Origin of the sequence: Streptomyces sp. NPDC006332, assembly GCF_040612855.1 — a bacterium.
Classification (GTDB): Bacteria; Actinomycetota; Actinomycetes; order Streptomycetales; family Streptomycetaceae; genus Streptomyces.
Genome location: NZ_JBEXRA010000004.1, coordinates 13109 through 31670 on the forward strand (window position 1 = coordinate 13109; position 18562 = coordinate 31670).

Annotated in this window: 14 protein-coding genes and 4 tRNA genes; 9 read left to right on the forward strand and 9 right to left on the reverse strand. The window is 69.3% G+C overall.

All coding sequences use genetic code 11. The features are described 5' to 3' along the window. Nucleotides 1-126: 126 nt before the first annotated feature. The 3 genes from ABZ027_RS05080 to ABZ027_RS05090 form a co-directional block, all read right to left on the reverse strand. Nucleotides 127-2205: a DEAD/DEAH box helicase gene (locus ABZ027_RS05080; RefSeq protein WP_356764485.1), complete on the reverse strand. Its 2079-nt coding sequence runs from the start codon at nt 2203-2205 to the stop codon at nt 127-129. A gap of 260 nt (nt 2206-2465) precedes the next feature. After that, a complete protein-coding gene (locus ABZ027_RS05085; protein ID WP_356764487.1) occupies nt 2466-3011 on the reverse strand; it encodes a hypothetical protein in 546 nt (181 codons plus the stop codon). A gap of 101 nt (nt 3012-3112) precedes the next feature. Continuing rightward, nucleotides 3113-3463, reverse strand: a complete 351-nt coding sequence (locus ABZ027_RS05090; protein WP_356764489.1) for a metallopeptidase family protein — start codon at nt 3461-3463, stop codon at nt 3113-3115. Between the two features lie 111 nt (nt 3464-3574). On the opposite strand from ABZ027_RS05090, the gene ABZ027_RS05095 reads away from it, so the two are divergent. From ABZ027_RS05095 to ABZ027_RS05125, 7 genes are all read left to right on the forward strand, one after another. Next, a complete protein-coding gene (locus tag ABZ027_RS05095) occupies nt 3575-5158 on the forward strand; it encodes a metallophosphoesterase (RefSeq protein ID WP_356764491.1) in 1584 nt (527 codons plus the stop codon). An 81-nt stretch (nt 5159-5239) separates the two neighbouring features. Then, nucleotides 5240-5312: transfer RNA gene (locus ABZ027_RS05100), tRNA-Glu, on the forward strand. Nucleotides 5313-5349: 37 nt separating this feature from the next. Further along, nucleotides 5350-5424, forward strand: a tRNA-Asp gene (locus ABZ027_RS05105). 24 nt (nt 5425-5448) lie between these two features. Further along, nucleotides 5449-5522, forward strand: a tRNA-Phe gene (locus tag ABZ027_RS05110). 146 nt (nt 5523-5668) lie between these two features. Continuing rightward, nucleotides 5669-9622, forward strand: coding sequence for an ATP-dependent RNA helicase HrpA (gene hrpA, locus ABZ027_RS05115; protein ID WP_356764493.1), 3954 nt, complete (start codon nt 5669-5671; stop codon nt 9620-9622). 94 nt (nt 9623-9716) lie between these two features. Continuing rightward, nucleotides 9717-9791: transfer RNA gene (locus ABZ027_RS05120), tRNA-Asp, on the forward strand. Nucleotides 9792-10004: 213 nt separating this feature from the next. Beyond that, the gene (locus tag ABZ027_RS05125) at nt 10005-10292 is read left to right on the forward strand and encodes a DUF6274 family protein (protein ID WP_356764495.1); all 288 of its coding nucleotides are present in this window, start codon (nt 10005-10007) and stop codon (nt 10290-10292) included. Nucleotides 10293-10753: 461 nt separating this feature from the next. Here ABZ027_RS05125 and bldC read toward each other — a convergent pair whose 3' ends face one another. After that, entirely contained in the window at nt 10754-10960 is a 207-nt protein-coding gene (bldC, locus tag ABZ027_RS05130) for a developmental transcriptional regulator BldC (RefSeq protein ID WP_003949541.1), read from the reverse strand. 551 nt (nt 10961-11511) lie between these two features. Further along, nucleotides 11512-12354 (reverse strand): hypothetical protein, encoded by an 843-nt coding sequence (locus tag ABZ027_RS05135; protein ID WP_356764497.1) that lies wholly within the window; start codon nt 12352-12354, stop codon nt 11512-11514. Nucleotides 12355-12576: 222 nt separating this feature from the next. Between ABZ027_RS05135 and ABZ027_RS05140 the strand changes: the two genes are divergently transcribed. Beyond that, a complete protein-coding gene (locus ABZ027_RS05140; protein ID WP_356764498.1) occupies nt 12577-13671 on the forward strand; it encodes a Glu/Leu/Phe/Val dehydrogenase dimerization domain-containing protein in 1095 nt (364 codons plus the stop codon). Nucleotides 13672-13966: 295 nt separating this feature from the next. Beyond that, a complete protein-coding gene (locus ABZ027_RS05145) occupies nt 13967-14221 on the forward strand; it encodes a DUF3073 domain-containing protein (protein ID WP_356764500.1) in 255 nt (84 codons plus the stop codon). A gap of 162 nt (nt 14222-14383) precedes the next feature. Here the strand turns inward: ABZ027_RS05145 and purM are convergent, their stop codons facing one another. From purM to ABZ027_RS05165, 4 genes are all read right to left on the reverse strand, one after another. Further along, entirely contained in the window at nt 14384-15451 is a 1068-nt protein-coding gene (purM, locus tag ABZ027_RS05150) for a phosphoribosylformylglycinamidine cyclo-ligase (RefSeq protein ID WP_356764502.1), read from the reverse strand. Between the two features lie 101 nt (nt 15452-15552). Then, complete coding sequence (purF, locus tag ABZ027_RS05155) at nt 15553-17082, reverse strand: amidophosphoribosyltransferase (protein ID WP_356764504.1); 1530 nt, start codon at nt 17080-17082, stop codon at nt 15553-15555. Nucleotides 17083-17154: 72 nt separating this feature from the next. Continuing rightward, nucleotides 17155-17637 carry an META domain-containing protein gene (locus tag ABZ027_RS05160; protein ID WP_356764899.1) on the reverse strand — a complete coding sequence of 161 codons (483 nt, stop codon included), beginning with the start codon at nt 17635-17637 and terminating at the stop codon, nt 17155-17157. A gap of 81 nt (nt 17638-17718) precedes the next feature. Further along, nucleotides 17719-18516, reverse strand: a complete 798-nt coding sequence (locus tag ABZ027_RS05165) for a sterol carrier family protein (protein WP_356764506.1) — start codon at nt 18514-18516, stop codon at nt 17719-17721. Nucleotides 18517-18562: the final 46 nt, after the last annotated feature.

The window sequence follows — 18562 nt, forward strand, 5'->3', positions numbered from 1 at the left end:
CGATTCCCACCCAGCAGTCGTGACACACGTCACAACTTGGCCAGAAACAGCCCTTGCACCCGCACAGCGGAACGCCGTGGCCCCCGAATCCCGGGGACCACGGCGTTCACCGCTCACAGAGGCTTCTCAGCCGTTGCGCTTCCAGCGCGGCTTGTCGTCGCGGCGACCGAAGGAGCCGGTGCCGGTGCCGGTGCTGCCGCCGCCGCGGTGGTCGTCACGACGGCCGGAGGGACGGTCGTGGCCGCCGGAGCGGAAACCGGGGCGGTCACCCTGGCGGTCGCGGTTGAACGGACGGTCGCTGCCACGGTGTCCACCGCGCTCGTCCCGACGCTCGAAGGGACGAGCCGGACGGTCGTCCCGGCGGAAGCCGCCGCCACGGTTGTCGTCGCGACGCTCGAAGGAACGGCCACCGCCACGGTTGTCATCGCGGCGCTCGAAGGAACGACCACCACGGTCGCCACCCCGGTCACCACGGTCGTCCCGGCGGAAGCCGCCGCCACGGTTGTCGTCGCGACGGTCGTCCCGGCGGAAGCCACCACCACGGTTGTCGTCACGACGCTCGAAGGAACGACCACCACGGTCGCCACCCCGGTCACCACGGTCGTCCCGGCGGAAGCCGCCGCCACGGTTGTCGTCCCGACGGTCGTCCCGACGGAAGCCACGGTCACCGCGGTCGTTGTCCCGACGCTCGTAGGAGCGCTCCGGCCGGTCCGCGTTGTCGAAGTCCTGCGCCACCGGCTGCTCGGGCACCGACACCGCTGCGGCCTCGGCGACCGCCGCCTGCGCCTCGGCAACCGCGGCCTCCGGGTCCTCGCCGCGCTCGCGGGCGGCCCGGGCGACCAGCCGGTCGGACTCCTCGCGCAGCTCGGTCGCGCGCCGCTGCGCCCGCTCCAGCTCCTTGCTGAGCTGGGCGACCTCACGCTCGGCCTGCTCCGCCGCGTTGCCCGCGGACTCGGCCTGCACCTCGGTCATCGACCGGGCACCGGTGATCTCGGCGACCTCCGGGTCGAAGGCCGTACCGCCCTGGATGATGTGACGCCCGGCGTCGACCCCGGCGTCCTCCATGAGACGGAAGATCTGACGGCGCTGGTGCGGCAGCGAGAGGGACACGACCGTGCCCGTACGACCGGCACGGGCCGTACGGCCGGCCCGGTGCAGGTAGTCCTTGTGGTCGCCGGCCGGGTCCACGTTCAGGACCAGGTCGATGCCGTCGACGTGGATACCGCGCGCGGCGACGTCGGTCGCGACGAGCGCGTTGACGTAGCCCTTCTTGAAGTCCTCCAGCACGCGGGTGCGCGCGCCCTGCGTCATACCGCCGTGCAGCGCGTCGGCCTTCACACCGGAGTCGCACAGCTGCTCGGCGATACGGTCGGCGCCCAGCTGGGTGCGGACGAAGATGATCGTGCGGCCCTTGCGGGAGGCGATCGCGGCGGTGACCGGCGCCTTGTCCTTGGGCTTCACGATGAGGATGTGGTGCGACATCGTCGTGACGTTGCCCTGCGCGCTGTCGACCTCGTGCGTGACCGGGTCGGTCAGGTAGCGCTTGACCAGCGTGGAGATCTCGTTCTCCATCGTGGCCGAGAAGAGCATGCGCTGGCCGCCCGCCGGGACCTGGTCGAGCAGCTCGGTGACCTCGGGCAGGAAGCCCAGGTCCGACATCTGGTCGGCCTCGTCGATGACGGCGACCTCAATGTCCTGCAGGGAGCAGGCGCCGCGGTTGATGATGTCGCGCAGTCGGCCCGGGGTGGCGACGAGGACGTCGACACCGCGCTCCAGGGCGTAGATCTGGTTGCCCATCGACGTACCGCCGCAGACGACCTTCATCTTCAGGCCGAGGACGTCGCCGTAGGGCTGCAGCGCGTCGGCGACCTGCATGGCGAGCTCACGGGTCGGCGTGAGGATGACGGCGCGCGGCCGGTGCTTCTCGCTGCGGCTGCCGGACAGCCGGGTCAGGGTCGGCAGACCGAAGGAAAGGGTCTTGCCGGAGCCGGTGCGGCCACGGCCGAGGATGTCCTTGCCGGCCAGGGCGTCCGGGATGGTCGCCGCCTGGATCGGGAAGGGGGTGGTCACGCCGTTCTGGGCGAGCTTGCGCACGACGCCCTCAGGGAGGCCGAGGTCCTCGAAGGTGACCTCGGGAGCGTCCGCCGCGCCCTCGGTGCCCTCGTTCTCGGGCACGACGACGTGATCAGTAATGGAAATGGACATGCGTATGCGAAACCTTCCGGAGTCTCGTCGGCACGCGCCCGTCAACTCCGTGTTTCGCAATACGACCGCCTCTATGCGGTCAGCCACGGCAAGGGAGAGAACGCGCCACACGGCGCGCTCTGCGTTGGCGCCGGGCAATGGGATCAAACGATCTACCACCATACGCACCCCTCTCCCCCCAAGGCAAACCGAGCCGGATAGACGTAGGTCACACGGGCGCGCACGCAGGTCACGCGCAAGTCGCACCGCTGGCGCGGGGGTTACGCCGGTGCCCCCGCCTCCGGTGCGGGTTCCCGCTGCGCCAGCTGCGGTTGCGGTCCCGGCGGTTCGTGCGCCGAGGACGACGGCTCGGGGGTCGGCGGATCGGGGGTCGGCGACGCCGGCGGCGGGGGCGGCGTCGGTGTCGGCGGTGGCGGCGGCTGCTCGACCGTCCCGGTGGGCACCGGGTCGGCCCTGGTCGGCGACGGCACCCCCGGCTTCGGGGGCCTGACCTGCCCGTCCTCCGCCGGGGCGGACGCGCCGTCCGCCGCCTCAGCCGGGGCAGACGCCCGCGCCGACGCCCCCTTGCCCTTCTTGTGCTTGCCGGGCCCGTGCCTGCCACCACCGGCCGCCGCGCCGACGTCCACACCACCGCCCGACCTCGCCGCCCCGCCGTCGGGCTCCTCACCACCCCGCTGCCCGGCCGAGTGCGACGGCTTCGCGCCCCCGCCACCCCCGTCGTCGTCACCCACGCTCATACAGCCGGCGGCAGCGGCGACGGCCATGACCGTGGCGGCCAGACGGACGGGTACGTACAAGGGGCGCACGGGCAGCCACCTCCGGTGGAGGGTGAACGAGTCAACCCGTCCAACTCCCGTCGCCCACAAGAGGACACGCGCCCGTATCGAACTCCTTCACTCCCTACGGCTCATCCGTACCCGAGTGCGTGCAGCCGGGTGTCGTCGATCCCGAAGTGGTGCGCGATCTCGTGGACCACGGTCACCTCCGTCTCCGCGACGACCTCCTCCCGCGACGCGCACATCCTGAGCGTCGGCCCCCGGTAGATCGTGATCCGGTCCGGCAGCACGCCGGCGTACCACTCACCCCGGTCGGTCAGCGGAGTCCCCTCGTACAACCCGAGCAGCTCGGGATCGTCCGCCGAGGGCTCGTCCTCGACGAACACCGCGACGTTGTCCATCAGCCGCGTCAACTCCGGCGGAATCCGGTCCAGCGCCTCGGCGACCAGTTCCTCGAACTCCTCGCGCGTCATCTCCAGCACAGGCCCATTGTCCGGTACGGAACGCCTGTACGAGAGTCACGAGCGCCCCGGCACTCCCCGCGCTCCCCAAACTCCCGCATATCAACAGGCGGACTTGGGCATACGGGACCAATGGCCCGCGTCCCCGTCGCCGTCCGGAACCTCGTGAACCCCATCCGCAGGACCCCGCGCACCATCGCCCGCCGCTACCGCACGGGGCGCCCGCAACCGGTCGTCGAACTGGTCCAGCAGCCGCACCCCTGGGTCCGCGCCCTCGGGCTCGTCGCCGTCGTCGTGCTCGGCGCCTGGCTCGGCCTGCTGATCGTCGGCAACGTACGGGCCCCGGTCGGCCCCATGAACACCACGATGACCCTGCGTCCGTCACTCACCGGCGGCACGAAGATCAACGTCTCGCCGCTCGGCGCGCTGCAGATGGACAGCCACCACGCCCCCGTCCGCCTGGACGTCAACGTCGACCAGCTCGACCCGGTCCGCTCCCATGCCCTGGTCGACCACCCCGAACGCCTCGCCGGACTCCAGGACGAGGTCACCCAGGACGTCGCCCACGGCACCCTCGACCTGGCCGTCCGCTCCTGTGTCGCCGTCGTCTCCGGCGCCACCGCCCTGGGTCTCGCGGTCTACCGCCGCCCTCGCCGTGCCCTCGCCGCCGGCGGCCTGGCGTTCACCCTCCTCGCCGCCTCGGGCACCACGGCGTACGCGACCTGGAACCCGGAGTCGGTCCTCGAACCGAAGTTCTCCGGACTGCTCTCCTCGGCACCGTCCCTGGTCGGCAACGCCCGCAGCATCGTCACCGAATTCGACGTCTACCAGAAGGAGTTGGCCCGTCTGGTCACCAACGTGACGAAGCTGTACGACGCCACCTCCACGCTCCCGGCCTACGCACCCGACCCGTCCACCATCCGCGTTCTGCACGTCTCCGACATCCATCTGAACCCGGCGAGCTGGAAGATCATCGCCTCGCTGGTGGAGCAGTACAAGGTGAACGTGATCGTCGACTCCGGCGACACCATGGACCACGGCACGGCCGCCGAGAACGGCTTCCTGGACCCGATCGAGGACCTGGGCGCCCCGTACGTCTGGGTCCGCGGAAACCACGACTCGACGCTCACCCAGCGCTATCTGTCCCGGATGAAGAACGTGCACGTCCTGGACGACGGCCGGGCGCAGACCATCGCCGGCCTGCGCTTCGCCGGCATCGGCGACCCGCAGTTCACGCCCGACCGCTCGACGCGGCCCGGCGGCGACGCGGCCCAGGTACTGGCGGGCGCCCGCCTGGCCTCGGCCCTGCGCGACCAGCGCGCGGCCGGCACCCCCGCCGACATCGCCGTCGCCCATGAGCCGGCGGCGGTCCGCGAGGTCGACGGCGCGGTCCCGCTGGCCCTGGCCGGCCACCTCCACCACGAGGAGATGGAGGTCATGAAGTACGGCACCCGGCTGCGGCTCGAGGGCTCCACCGGCGGCAGCGGACTGCGCGCGGTGGAGGGCAAGTACCCCGACCCCATCCAGGCCTCGATCCTCTACATGGACCGCGACACCCGTCGGCTCCAGGCCTGGGACGAGATCGAACTGGGCGGCCTGGGCCTGACGACAGCCGAGGTCAGCCGCCACCTGGTCAAGGAGAACCAGCCCGGCGCCACCCCCTCCCCCGGCTCGTCCTCCCCCAGCCCTTCCACCCCGTCCGCCGAGGCCCCCTAAACCGTTTTGGCGATCCCTCCCGCCATCGCCTATGCTTCACACGTCCCCGACGCGCTGACACAGCGCCCAGGCGGGCCGATAGCCCTCATCGTCTAGCGGCCTAGGACGCCGCCCTTTCAAGGCGGTAGCACGGGTTCGAATCCCGTTGGGGGCACGCAATACCGTGTGCGACACTGTCGTACGCACAGCAAGGTCCTGTGGAGCAGTTTGGAGTGCTCGCCACCCTGTCAAGGTGGAGGCCGCGGGTTCAAATCCCGTCAGGACCGCTGGGGTTTCACGTGAAACCTCGTGGCTGGGTAGCTCAGTTGGTACGAGCGATCGCCTGAAAAGCGATAGGTCGCCGGTTCGACCCCGGCCCCAGCCACAGCTAAGGCCCCGATCTTCGGATCGGGGCCTTGTTGTGTGTCGCATGCATCGGCTCGGGCTATGAGCGTCCGAGGGCCCTGATCACACCGCCGGACACAAAAGCGTTCGCCACGAAATTCGCGAGGGTGAGATCCTGGGTCCCGTATGTCTACGCACCCTGCCCCCGCCCTCAGCGACCTCGCCCCCCGCCTGACCGAGCTCTCCTTGCGCGACGCGCAGCGACTCGGGCGGCGGCTCGAAGGTGCGCGCAAGATCCGTAAGCCCGAGGCTCGGGCCGCCGTACTCGCTGAGATCGAGGCGGAGGTGGCCAAGGGTGAGGCTCGTATGGCTGCGCGGAAGGCGCGTGTGCCGGCCGTCAGCTACCCCGAGCAGCTGCCCGTCAGCCAGAAGAAGGACGAGATCGCGGCCGCCATCCGTGATCACCAGGTGGTCATCGTCGCCGGCGAGACCGGGTCCGGCAAGACGACACAGATCCCGAAGATCTGCCTGGAGCTGGGGCGCGGGGTGCGCGGCATGGTCGGGCACACCCAGCCCCGTCGTATCGCCGCCCGTACCGTCGCCGAGCGGGTCGCGGAGGAGCTCGACACGCCTCTCGGTGAGGCCGTCGGCTGGAAGGTGCGGTTCACCGACCAGGTGAACCCGGAGGCCACCTTCGTCAAGCTGATGACGGACGGCATCCTGCTCGCCGAGATCCAGACCGACCGCGAGCTGCGCGCCTACGACACGATCATCATCGACGAGGCCCACGAGCGGTCCCTGAACATCGATTTCCTCCTTGGCTACCTCGCCCAACTGCTGCCGAAGCGACCCGATCTGAAGGTCGTGATCACCTCCGCGACCATCGATCCGGAGCGCTTCTCCCGGCACTTCGGGGATGCCCCGATCGTCGAGGTCAGCGGGCGTACGTACCCCGTGGAGGTCCGCTACCGCCCGCTCCTGGAGGAGGACGGCGAGGACTCCGACCGGGATCAGATCACCGCGATCACCGAAGCCGTCGAAGAGCTGATGGGCGAGGGCAAGGGCGACATCCTCGTCTTCCTCTCCGGGGAGCGGGAGATCCGGGACACCGCGGACGCGCTGGAGAAGAAGAAGTTCCGGTTCACCGAGGTGCTGCCCCTGTACGCCCGGCTCTCGCATGCCGAGCAGCACCGTGTCTTCCAGCAGCACACCGGACGCAGGATCGTCCTGGCGACCAACGTCGCGGAGACCTCGCTGACCGTTCCCGGGATCAAGTACGTCATCGACCCCGGTTTCGCCCGTATCTCCCGCTACAGCCACCGCACCAAGGTCCAGCGCCTGCCCATCGAGCCGATCTCGCAGGCCAGCGCCAACCAGCGCAAGGGCCGCTGCGGTCGCACCAGCGACGGCATCTGCATCCGCCTCTACGGCGAGGACGACTTCGACGCCCGGCCCGAGTTCACCGACGCGGAGATCCTGCGGACGAACCTCGCCTCTGTCATCCTGCAGATGACCGCGGCAGGACTCGGCGACATCGAGAAGTTCCCGTTCATCGACCCGCCGGACCACCGCAACATCCGTGACGGTGTCCAGCTCCTCCAGGAACTGGGCGCGTTGGACCCCGCGGAGAAGGACGTACGCAAGCGGCTCACGCAGACCGGCCGCAAACTCGCGCAGCTGCCCGTGGACCCGCGGCTGGCCCGGATGGTGCTGGAGGCCGACAAGAACGGCTGTGTCCGGGAGGTCATGGTCATAGCGGCCGCGCTGTCCATCCAGGACCCGCGCGAGCGCCCCGCCGACAAGCAGACCCAGGCCGACCAGCAGCACGCCCGCTTCCGGGACGAGACCAGCGACTTCCTCGCCTACCTCAACCTGTGGCGGTACGTGCGGGAGCAGCAGAAGGAGCGGGGTTCCTCCTCCTTCCGGCGCATGTGCAAGCAGGAGTACCTGAACTTTCTGCGCATCCGCGAATGGCAGGACATCTACACGCAGTTGCGCACGGTCGCCAAGCAGATGGGCATCCATCTGAACGAGGAGGACGCGGCCGACCAGAGCGTCCACGTCTCGCTCCTCGCCGGCCTGCTCTCCCACATCGGCATGAAGGACGTGAAGGAGGGCGCGAAGAACGACTATCTGGGCGCCCGCAACGCCAAGTTCGCGATCTTCCCCGGTTCGGCCCTCTTCAAGAAGCCCCCGCGTTTCGTGATGTCCGCCGAACTGGTGGAGACGTCCCGGCTCTGGGCGCGGGTCAACGCGAAGATCGAGCCGGAGTGGGTCGAGCCGCTCGCCGAGCACCTGCTGAAGCGCACGTACAGCGAGCCGCACTGGGAGAAGGACCAGGCGGCGGTGATGGCGTACGAGAAGGTCACGCTGTACGGCGTCCCGATCATCGCGCAGCGCAAGGTCAACTACGGCCGGATCGACCCGGAGACCTCCCGAGAGCTTTTCATCCGCAACGCCCTGGTAGAGGGTGACTGGCGCACGCACCACAAGTTCTTCGCCGACAACCGCAGACTCCTCAGCGAGGTCGAGGAGCTGGAGCACCGGGCCCGGCGCCGGGACATCGTGGTCGACGACGACACGCTCTTCGACTTCTACGACCAGAAGGTGCCCGAACACGTCGTTTCCGGCGCCCACTTCGACTCCTGGTGGAAGCGCAAGCGGCACGAGCAGCCCGACTTCCTCGACTTCGAGCGGGAGATGCTCATCCGGGAGTCGGCGGAGGCGGTCACCAAGGCCGACTATCCGGACTCGTGGCGGCAGGGCCCGCTGAAGTTCCGGGTGACGTACCAGTTCGAGCCGGGCGCGGACGCGGACGGTGTGACCGTCCACGTTCCCCTCCAGGTCCTCAACCAGGTCACGGACGAGGGCTTCGACTGGCAGATCCCGGGCCTGCGGGAAGAGGTCGTCACCGAACTGATCCGCTCCCTGCCGAAGCCGATCCGTCGTCATTACGTGCCGGCGCCGAACTTCGCGAAGCGGTTCCTGGACACGTCGGTGCCCCTCCAGGAGCCGCTCACCACAACCATGGCGCGTGAGCTCAAGCGCATGGTCGGCGTCCCCTTCACCGCGGACGACTTCGACTGGTCGAGGGTCCCCGACCATCTCCGCATCACCTTCCGGATCGTCGACGAGCGCCGCCGCAAGCTGGCCGAGGACAAGGACCTGGAGGCGCTGAAGCTCCGTCTGCGGCCGAAGGCGAGGCAGGCCCTGTCCCAGGCGGCGGCCGCCACCGCCCAGCGTCAGGGCGGCGAGTCCCTGGAGCGCAAGGGCCTCACCGACTGGACGATCGGCTCCCTGACCCGCGTCTTCGAGACCCGGCGCGCCGGCCAGCCGGTGAAGGCGTACCCGGCGCTGGTCGACGACGGACCGACGGCGAACACCGTCTCGGTACGGCTCTTCGACACCGAGGCCGAGCAGGCGGAGGCGATGTGGAAGGGCACCCGGCGGCTGATCCTGCGCAACATCCCGGTCAACCCGGCGAAATTCGCGAGCGATCGCCTGACCAACGCGCAGAAGCTCGCCCTGTCCGCGAATCCGCACGGGTCGATCCAGGCGCTCTTCGACGACTGCGCCATGGCCGCGGCGGACAAGCTGATCGGTGACTTCGGCGGCCCGGTGTGGGACGAGGAGTCGTACCGCAAGCTGTACGAGAAGGTGCGCGCGGAGATCGTCGACACGACCGTCCGTACGGTGGGCCAGGTGCAGCAGGTGCTGGCCGCCTGGCAGGCCTGTGAGCGCCGGTTGAAGGGCGTACGCAGTGCCGTGCTGCTGGCGAACCTGGCGGACGTACGGGGGCAGCTGGACGCCCTGGTGAAGCCGGGCTTCGTGACGGAGGCGGGGCTGCGGCGGCTGCCCGACCTGATGCGCTATCTGGTCGCCGCGGACCGTCGGTTGCAGCAGATGCCGACGAACGTCCAGCGGGACACCACGCGCATGGAGAAGGTCCACGAGATGCGGGACGAGTACGCGTGGCTGCTGGAACAGCTGCCGCAGGGCCGCCCGGTGCCGTCCTCGGTGCGGGACATCCGGTGGATGATCGAAGAGCTGCGGGTCAGCTATTTCGCGCACGCGCTGGGGACGGCCTACCCGGTCTCCGACAAGCGGATCGTGAAGGCGATCGACGCGGCCGTACCGTAGTGACATCCGCACCCTGGGTGAGTTCGACCAGGAGGCGCCAGCTCCTGTAGAGTCTCGTCTCGCAGCGCAACGCACGATCAGCGCCGCAAAACCTGGTCCTGTGGAGCAGTTTGGAGTGCTCGCCACCCTGTCAAGGTGGAGGCCGCGGGTTCAAATCCCGTCAGGACCGCAGTAGAGAAGGGCCCGTACCCCGTCAGGGATGCGGGCCCTTCTTCGTGTCCGACGCCCGCGCGAGCCTCGCCACCCGGCAGGGCCTGGGTTTCTTCTGGGATGACCCCGTCAAGGGGCCCCGCGGGGACGTACACGCCGTCTTGACGGCGTCCCGTTCCCCCGGTACCCAGAAGTCAGGGCTGCCTCGCGTGCGGCCTCCCGGAGGTGGCGTATGGCGGCATCGACCAGGCACGAGACACGGGCGTTGCTCCGTGCGCACCTGTCGGCCGCCTCCTCCTATCGCCATCTGACGCGCCACTGTCCGATCTGCCACCGCCTGTTGCGGCTGGCGATGGACTCCGCCCCACCGACCGTGCAGCCGACCAGCCCGCCGCCCGTGCCACCCGCCGCCCGGCGAACCACCCCGCAAGCCAGCCCGCCAGCCGCCCCGAAGCCTGCCAAGGAGACCGCCAGGGACGTGGACGCGGACGCGGAGGACGGGAGCCCCGCCCCCGCGTGACCACCGGCGATTCCCAACCGCCCACCACCCAGGGGCCGCTGGAACACATGCCTCCTCTAACGCACCTGAGTAAGGCGCAACAAGGACTGTGACGTGTGACGGGTGTCACCGCATGAGTTTTTGAAACTGCGGTACTTACGCCTCACCTACAAGTGGTCAATTTTATATGTGCAATTGCACCACCCTCGGAGAGCGGTCCACAGCGGACCCGACAGCCCTCCCCAGACTCCGACAAGGCCGCTCACAGACCCGCCTCATCGGACACGTTCCGCACACAAAAAGATCGCGCTGGACTCGGCGGAGTCCAGCGCGATCGACGACGCACCCTGTGTTGTGCTCGGAAAGCCCCTGGAGGCTTGGGCGTGAGGCCTGTTGGGGCAGGACCCGCGTCGCTTGGAGCTGTGGTGCCGGGCGCTACGACAAGTGGGGGACCTGCCGGTTTTGCCCGGTTATTCAGTTGTTCAGGCCTCGCTGCGCTGCTGCGGGATGCCCGCGAGCAGCGCGCGGACCTCAGCCTCGCGGTAACGGCGGTGCCCGCCGAGCGTACGGATGGATGTGAGCTTGCCGGCCTTCGCCCACCGCGTGACCGTCTTCGGGTCGACGCGGAACATCGTGGCGACTTCAGCCGGGGTCAGCAGCGGCTCGGCATCAGGGGTGCGAGCGGTCATGAGCGGCCTCCTCGGGAGAACCGAACCTTCTCGGTTCATTCCTCTAAATTCTGCACCTTGACCCGCGTTGCCCGAAATGGCGGACGCGAGTCGAGTCGGTTATAGGACGAACGGCTTGTCCTCGGCACTACAACTACACCATCTGTCCAGCCGCGTAGGCCAAACCGATGGAATTGCCCCTCCAGGTGTTCATCAGCCACGGAAGCCGATGGACCATGCCATAGCGGACAGTCACGCCACTGTGACGATCAGTCACAGGACGATCAGGAGACATCAGGCCCCCCAAAGCGTGCAATGCTGAGATTTCGCCCACATCGCAAGGCAACGGGGCGAAAGGAGTCCTCCCCGGACTCCTTGTCCTATTTTGGCATGAGGAGGGGCAAGGGGCGCAAGGGCCGCGTACGTGCGTTCCGTCACGCTTGACACACTTGGGGCGAACGCCCTGATCCGGAACTACGTCCCTTGTTGACGAAACCTCAGTACATATGTGCGAGGACGAAACCCCAAAACGGGCGTCAGGTCAAACGTCGGTTCGCCACCAGGGGGCGCGTTCAGTTCGCCGAGCGCCGGTTACGCACCGACCGCCACCGCTCCACGAGCCGGGCGTACGCCTCCGCAGCCTCGTCACCCTCACCGCGCCGCAGCGCCTCGATCCCCGCGGCCACGTCGGCCGCCGAGTGATCGTCCTCCAGCTCGCCGGCCGGCAGCACGTGCACCAGACCGCCGTAGTCCAGCTCCACCAGCGAGCGCGGGTGGAACTCCTCCAGCCAGCGCCCCACGTCGATCAGGCCGTCGATCAGCGCGCCCTCGTCGATGGCGTCCTTGAGCGTCCTCAGGGCCCGCGCCACCCGCCGTCGGGCCTGGACCATGGGCGTGCGGTAACGCAGCATCGGCGGGGCGTCGCCGGAGCCCTTGTCGAACCGGCGTTCCTCGTCGGAGACCAGCACGAACCAGTTCAGCGGCACCTGCCAGGTCGCGGTACGGATCCAAGGCCGCGCGTCCGGGTTGCGGGCCAGCCACCGCTCGTAGTCCTGGGCCGCCTGACGCCGTACGACGGGGGGCAGCACCGCGTCCAGGACGGGCTGCGGAAGCTCCTCGGGCAGCTCGTCCAGGGCCTGCCAGCCGCGCAGCCGGGTGCGCCACGGACAGACGCACACCGCCCCGTCCACATCGAGCACGAACGCGTCGCTGCTCTCGTGCACCGGCACCGGGATCGGCGGGGTGGGCAGCAGGTCGGCCAGGGAGCGGCGCAGCTCGTCCTGGTACGAGGGGCGGTCGGCACGGCGGGCATAGCGGGCCCAGTAGCCGCGCTCCGGCTCCGGGAAGGCGGCCAGCGGTTCGTACACGCGCAGATAGGTCGCGTACGGGACGATCACGGAGGACACCTTGGGCACGCCTGCTCCCTCCCCCGCCGTCTGCCGGGAAAACCTGCGAAACCCGCACCCGACGAGCGGGAAACCCATGCAAATCGTCCCACGAGGTTGCTCCGGGTGGAGGTGATCCCGAGCGCTGCGCCGATGACGGGGCCTCCAGGCTCTAATCTCGTGCTCACAGTCCCCGCCACCCACACGGGAGCTGGTCTCCGACCGCCGCAACTACTTACAGGAGTCACCACCGTGACCGACGTAACCGGCGCACCTGCTGATGTACTGCACACCCTGTTCCACTCGGAACAGGGCGGTCATGAGCAAGTCGTGCTCTGCCAGGACCGGGCCACTGGCCTGAAGGCCGTCATCGCCCTCCACTCCACCGCACTGGGCCCCGCGCTCGGCGGTACCCGCTTCTACCCCTACGCGACCGAGGCGGAGGCCGTCGCGGACGCGCTGAACCTCGCGCGCGGGATGTCCTACAAGAACGCCATGGCCGGTCTGGACCACGGCGGCGGCAAGGCCGTGATCATCGGCGATCCCGATCTGATCAAGACCGAAGAGCTGCTGCTCGCGTACGGCCGTTTCGTGGCCTCACTCGGCGGCCGGTACGTGACCGCGTGCGACGTCGGCACCTACGTCGCCGACATGGACGTCGTGGCCCGTGAGTGCCGGTGGACCACCGGGCGCTCGCCGGAGAACGGCGGGGCGGGCGACTCGTCCGTCCTCACCGCGTTCGGCGTCTACCAGGGCATGCGGGCCTCCGCGCGGCACCTGTGGGGCGACCCGTCGCTGCGCGACCGCACGGTCGGCGTGGCCGGCGTGGGCAAGGTCGGGCACCACCTGGTGGGGCACCTCCTGGAGGAGGGCGCCCGCGTCGTGATCACCGACGTGCGGCCGGAAGCCGTGCGGCGGATCGCCGACACGCACCCGTCCGTGGCGGTGGTCGCCGACACCGAAGCGCTGATCCGGGTCGAGGGTCTCGACATCTACGCTCCCTGCGCGCTCGGCGGGGCCCTGAACGACGAGTCGGTGCCTGCGCTCACCGCGACGATTGTCTGCGGCGCCGCGAACAACCAGCTGGCTCACCCGGGCGTCGAGAAGGACCTCGCCGACCGCGGGATCCTCTACGCGCCGGACTACGTGGTGAACGCCGGCGGTGTCATCCAGGTCGCCGACGAGCTGCACGGGTTCGACTTCGAACGGTGCAAGGCCAAGGCCGCGCGGATCTACGACACCACGCTCGCCATATTCGCACGTGCGAAGGCAGATGGGATTCCGCCGGCCGCCGCCGCCGACCGGATCGCCGAACAGCGGATGGCGGAGGCGCGCGGGAGGAGCTGAGAAGGCACTTCCCGGGTTTGATCGGTACCCGTCGGCGCACACTTAGAGAGAACTCTCACGTCCGTCGGCGGGTCGCCTGCCGAGAAGTGGTTAAAATCGCGGTTGACCAGCGGGGACGGGGCACCCCGAGGGTCCTGGGTTCGGGCACGTCCTGCGGGCGACGTACCGTATGGGCGCGGGCTCAGGTACCGTGGAAGCCCTACGGACCGGTCTCTCCACGGAGAGCCCGTTCCAGATCATGAACGCGTGTCAAGACTCTGGGGCCGTCGAGCCCCGTCACCGAGGGGGTCGAGCCATGGGGCGCGGCCGGGCCAAGGCCAAGCAGACGAAGGTCGCCCGCCAGCTGAAGTACAACAGCGGCGGGACTGACCTGTCGCGTCTGGCCAGCGAGCTGGGCGCTTCGACTTCGAGTCAGCCTCCGAACGGCGAGCCGTTCGAGGACGACGAAGACGAAGACGACCCGTACGCCCAGTACGCGGATCTGTACAACGACGACGATGAGGACGAGGACGATCAGTCCGGTCCCGCGTCACAACGCCGCGGCGCTTGACGATTCAGCTCAGCGTGACCCGGTCCAGCGGTTTCCACCGCCGGACCGGGTTTTGCTCTGCCCCTCGTCGGGCCAGGCGTCGTACAGATCGCGTGGACGCCCACCGGAGCACAGACGCTCTCCGGTGGCAGCGGACACGCTTTTAGTTCGAGTACGTGACTTTCAGTTCGCGTACGTGCCGACCAGTTCCGCACCCGTGGTGTGATCGCCGCGGTCCGTGATCTCGCCGGCCACCCACGCCTCGACCCCGCGGTCGGCCAGGGTGGCCAGGGCCACGTCCGCCGACTCCTCGGGCACAATCGCGATCATGCCGACGCCCATGTTCAGGGTCTTCTCCAGCTCCAGGCCCTCGACCTGACCGGTCCTGCCGACGAGGTCGAACACCGGGGCCGGGGTCCAGGTGGAGCGGTCGACGATCGCGTGCAGCGTGTCCGGGATCACACGAGCCAGGTTGGCGGCGAGGCCGCCGCCGGTGACGTGGCTGAAGGCGTGGACGTCGGTGGTCCTGGTCAGGGCCAGGCAGTCCAGCGAGTAGATCTTGGTGGGCTCCAGCAGTTCCTCACCCAGCGTGCGGCCGAACTCCTCGATCCGCGCGTCCAGTGCGAGACCGGCCTGGTTCAGCAGGACATGCCGGACGAGCGAGTACCCGTTCGAGTGAAGACCGGAGGCTGCCATGGCGATGACCGCGTCACCCGTACGGATGCGTTCCGGGCCCAGCAGGCGGTCGGCCTCCACCACGCCGGTACCGGCGCCGGCGACGTCGAAGTCGTCCGGGCCCAGCAGGCCGGGGTGCTCGGCCGTCTCGCCGCCCACCAGGGCGCAGCCGGCCAGCACACAGCCCTCGGCGATGCCCTTGACGATGGCCGCGACCCGCTCGGGGTGGACCTTGCCGACGCAGATGTAGTCGGTCATGAACAGCGGCTCGGCACCGCACACCACGATGTCGTCCATCACCATCGCGACCAGGTCGTGGCCGATGGAGTCGTAGACGCCCAGCTGGCGCGCGATGTCGACCTTCGTGCCGACGCCGTCGGTCGCGGACGCGAGCAGCGGGCGCTCATAGCGCTTGAGGGCGGAGGCGTCGAAGAGGCCGGCGAAACCGCCGAGGCCGCCGAGGACCTCGGGGCGCTGCGCCTTCTTCACCCACTCCTTCATCAGCTCGACGGCGCGGTCGCCCGCCTCGATGTCGACGCCCGCGGCTGCGTAGCTGGCACCAGTTGTCTCAGACATGGCGGTGAGAACTTTCGTGTCGGTTTGCAGTCGTCATCGCAGTCGTCATCGCAGTCGTACGGCGGTCGTACTGCGGTCGTCTGCGGATGATCCGGGGCTGTCTACGGGCGTCGGATCGCGTCGGCCGCGGCCGTGGCGGCGGGCCCGGCGGCCAGCTCGGTCTCCAGGAGTTGCTTGCCGAGCAGCTCGGGGTCCGGGAGATCCATCGGGTACTCACCGTCGAAGCAGGCACGGCAGAGGTTCGGCTTGGCGATCGTGGTCGCCTCGATCATGCCGTCGATGGAGATGTACGCCAGGGAGTCGGCGCCCAGCGAGGTGCCGATCTCGTCGATGGTCATGCCGTTGGCGATGAGCTCGGCGCGGGTGGCGAAGTCGATGCCGAAGAAGCAGGGCCACTTCACGGGCGGCGAGGAGATCCTGATGTGGACCTCCGCCGCGCCCGCCTCGCGGAGCATGCGGACCAGGGCGCGCTGGGTGTTGCCGCGCACGATCGAGTCGTCGACGACGACCAGGCGCTTGCCCTTGATGACTTCCTTGAGGGGGTTCAGCTTCAGCCGGATGCCCAACTGGCGAATGGTCTGTGAGGGCTGGATGAACGTCCGGCCCACATAGGCGTTCTTGACCAGCCCGGCGCCGAAGGGGATGCCCGACGCTTCCGCGTAGCCGATGGCGGCGGGGGTGCCGGACTCCGGGGTCGCTATGACCAGGTCGGCGTCGACCGGGGCTTCCTTGGCGAGCTTGCGGCCCATCTCCACGCGGGAGAGGTACACGTTCCGCCCGGCGATGTCGGTGTCGGGGCGGGCCAGGTACACGTACTCGAAGACACAGCCCTTGGGCTTCGCCTCCGCGAATCGTGAGGTGCGCAGGCCGTTCTCGTCGATGGCGACGAACTCGCCGGGCTCGATCTCGCGGACGTACGCCGCGCCGCAGATGTCGAGGGCGGCGGACTCGGAGGCGACCACCCAGCCACGCTCCAGCCGGCCGAGGACCAGCGGGCGGACGCCCTGCGGGTCGCGGGCGGCGTACAGGGTGTGCTCGTTCATGAAGACGAGCGAGAAGGCGCCCTTGACCTGGGGGAGGACCACGGGGGCGGCCTCCTCGATGGTCAGCGGCTTGCCGTCGTCGTCGACCTGGGCCGCGAGGAGCGCGGTGAGCAGGTCGGTGTCGTTGGTGGCCGCGACGCGGGTCGAGCGGCCGTTGGTGTCCTTCGGGAGGTCGGCGACCATCTCGGCGAGCTGCGCCGTGTTGACCAGGTTGCCGTTGTGGCCGAGCGCGATGGAACCGTGCGCGGTGGCCCGGAACGTCGGCTGGGCGTTCTCCCACACGGAGGCCCCGGTGGTCGAGTAGCGGGCGTGACCGACCGCGATATGACCCTGGAGCGAACCGAGCGAGGTCTCGTCGAAGACCTGGGAGACCAGTCCCATGTCCTTGAAGACGAGGATCTGGGAACCGTTACTGACCGCGATTCCCGCGGATTCCTGACCTCGATGCTGAAGGGCGTAGAGCCCGAAGTAAGTGAGTTTGGCGACCTCTTCGCCCGGAGCCCAGACACCGAAGACGCCGCATGCGTCCTGGGGGCCTTTCTCACCGGGGAGCAGATCATGACTGAGTCGACCGTCACCACGTGGCACGCCACCGAGTGTAGGCGAGATCGACCACTGGTCCGAATTGGGGAATGCTCCAGAGTTCTGGGCCGAAGTGGATCACTCGGCGGCGACCGCCCGCGCACTCGTGCCGTTTGCGCTGGTCAGCGTGAGAGTTTCCTGGTCGATCCGGTAGCTGACCTGCCCGTCGAAGAGGCGCAGCAGGGCCCGTTCGGTCTTCATGAGTGAGGCGTCGCACATCATTCGGGTGGTGGCCGGGGCGCCCAGGGTGATATGTCCGTCGCGCACGGTGGCCTTGGCGTTGACGTGGTTGCAGCCGAGCCGGCCGCCGACCTTGCCGGTCTTCTTGTCGAAGGTGAGGTGGGCGTTCTCGTCGGTCTGGTGCGTCGTGCCGTCGGCGGTGACGCTGTCGATGTTCCAGCGCACATCGGTGACGGGCCGTTCGGCGCCGACCGCTCCGCTGTCGGCCTGTTCGCCGCCGCTGCCCGCCTTCTCGCTGCCGCAGGCCGCCGCGAGGGGGAGCAGGGCCACGGCGGCCGTCGTGATCAGGGGCTTGATCAGTCGCTGCTTCTGCCGGTACATGCCGGTTCGACGGGACATACGGGGTGATCGGTTCCACTCCGGTCCACCTGGGCCCTCTCCCGCTCCCCTCAGGGTCCGGGCTCAGCCCAGCAACGGCAGCAATCCGCCCAGGTCCGCCCGCTCCCCGCTCGCGCTGACCTTCGCCTCCTTCACCGCGTCCGTCCAGGTCGACCGTCCGCACGCGAGCCGGATCCAGGTCAGCGGGTCGGTCTCGACGACGTTGGGCGGGGTGCCGCGGGTGTGCCGGGGTCCTTCGACGCACTGGACCACGGCGTACGGCGGGATCCGCACCTCGGTGGAGCCGCCGGGAGCCTTGACGGCGAGGGCGTCGGCCAGGAGCCGGGTGGCGGCCGCGAGCGCCTGACGGTCGTACGGGATGTCCAGGCCGGGGACGGCGGCGTTGAGGTCGTCGGTGTGGACGACGAGTTCGACGGTGCGGGTCACGAGGTAGTCGGCGAGCGTGATGGCGCCGGTACGGGCGGCGAGGAGGCGGCCGCCGGGAGCGGTGGCGATGGCCTCGGTGAGCCGTTCCTCGGTGCGGGCGTAGAGGGCGTTCAGGTCGGGGTGGGCGGCGGCGAGGTCCAGGGTGTCCTCGGAGATGCTCGCGGCTCGCGCGGCGGTGGCGAAGGGCCAGTCCAGGAGGGCGAGCTCCGCCTTCGGGGGTTCCGCCCGCTCGAGGTTGCGGCTGACGGTCTCCACCGCCATCGCGACGTGCGCGGCCAGGTCCCGGACGGTCCAGCCCGCCAGCCGCGTGGGCAGGGCGAGTTGCTCGGGGGTGAGAGCGCGTACGGCCTCTCGTACGCTCCGGAACTGGGTGAGCACCGCCGTGCGGATCCTGCCGGGGTCGTAGGTACGCGCACGCTTCTTGGCCGGGGGCATGGGGGTCAGCGTAGGCGGGCCGGGTGTGCTCGTGGGCGCGTAGAAG

Excerpts from the sequence above, each read along its gene's own strand:
- ABZ027_RS05145 (WP_356764500.1), top strand. The coding sequence starts at position 13,967 with ATGGGGCGCGGCCGGGCCAAGGCCAAGCAGACGAAGGTCGCCCGCCAG.
- purM (WP_356764502.1), bottom strand. The coding sequence starts at position 15,451 with ATGTCTGAGACAACTGGTGCCAGCTACGCAGCCGCGGGCGTCGACATC.
- ABZ027_RS05160 (WP_356764899.1), bottom strand. The coding sequence starts at position 17,637 with ATGTACCGGCAGAAGCAGCGACTGATCAAGCCCCTGATCACGACGGCC.
- ABZ027_RS05080 (WP_356764485.1), bottom strand. The coding sequence starts at position 2,205 with ATGTCCATTTCCATTACTGATCACGTCGTCGTGCCCGAGAACGAGGGC.
- hrpA (WP_356764493.1), top strand. The coding sequence starts at position 5,669 with ATGTCTACGCACCCTGCCCCCGCCCTCAGCGACCTCGCCCCCCGCCTG.
- ABZ027_RS05095 (WP_356764491.1), top strand. The coding sequence starts at position 3,575 with ATGGCCCGCGTCCCCGTCGCCGTCCGGAACCTCGTGAACCCCATCCGC.
- ABZ027_RS05165 (WP_356764506.1), bottom strand. The coding sequence starts at position 18,516 with ATGCCCCCGGCCAAGAAGCGTGCGCGTACCTACGACCCCGGCAGGATC.
- bldC (WP_003949541.1), bottom strand. The coding sequence starts at position 10,960 with ATGACCGCTCGCACCCCTGATGCCGAGCCGCTGCTGACCCCGGCTGAA.
- ABZ027_RS05125 (WP_356764495.1), top strand. The coding sequence starts at position 10,005 with ATGGCGGCATCGACCAGGCACGAGACACGGGCGTTGCTCCGTGCGCAC.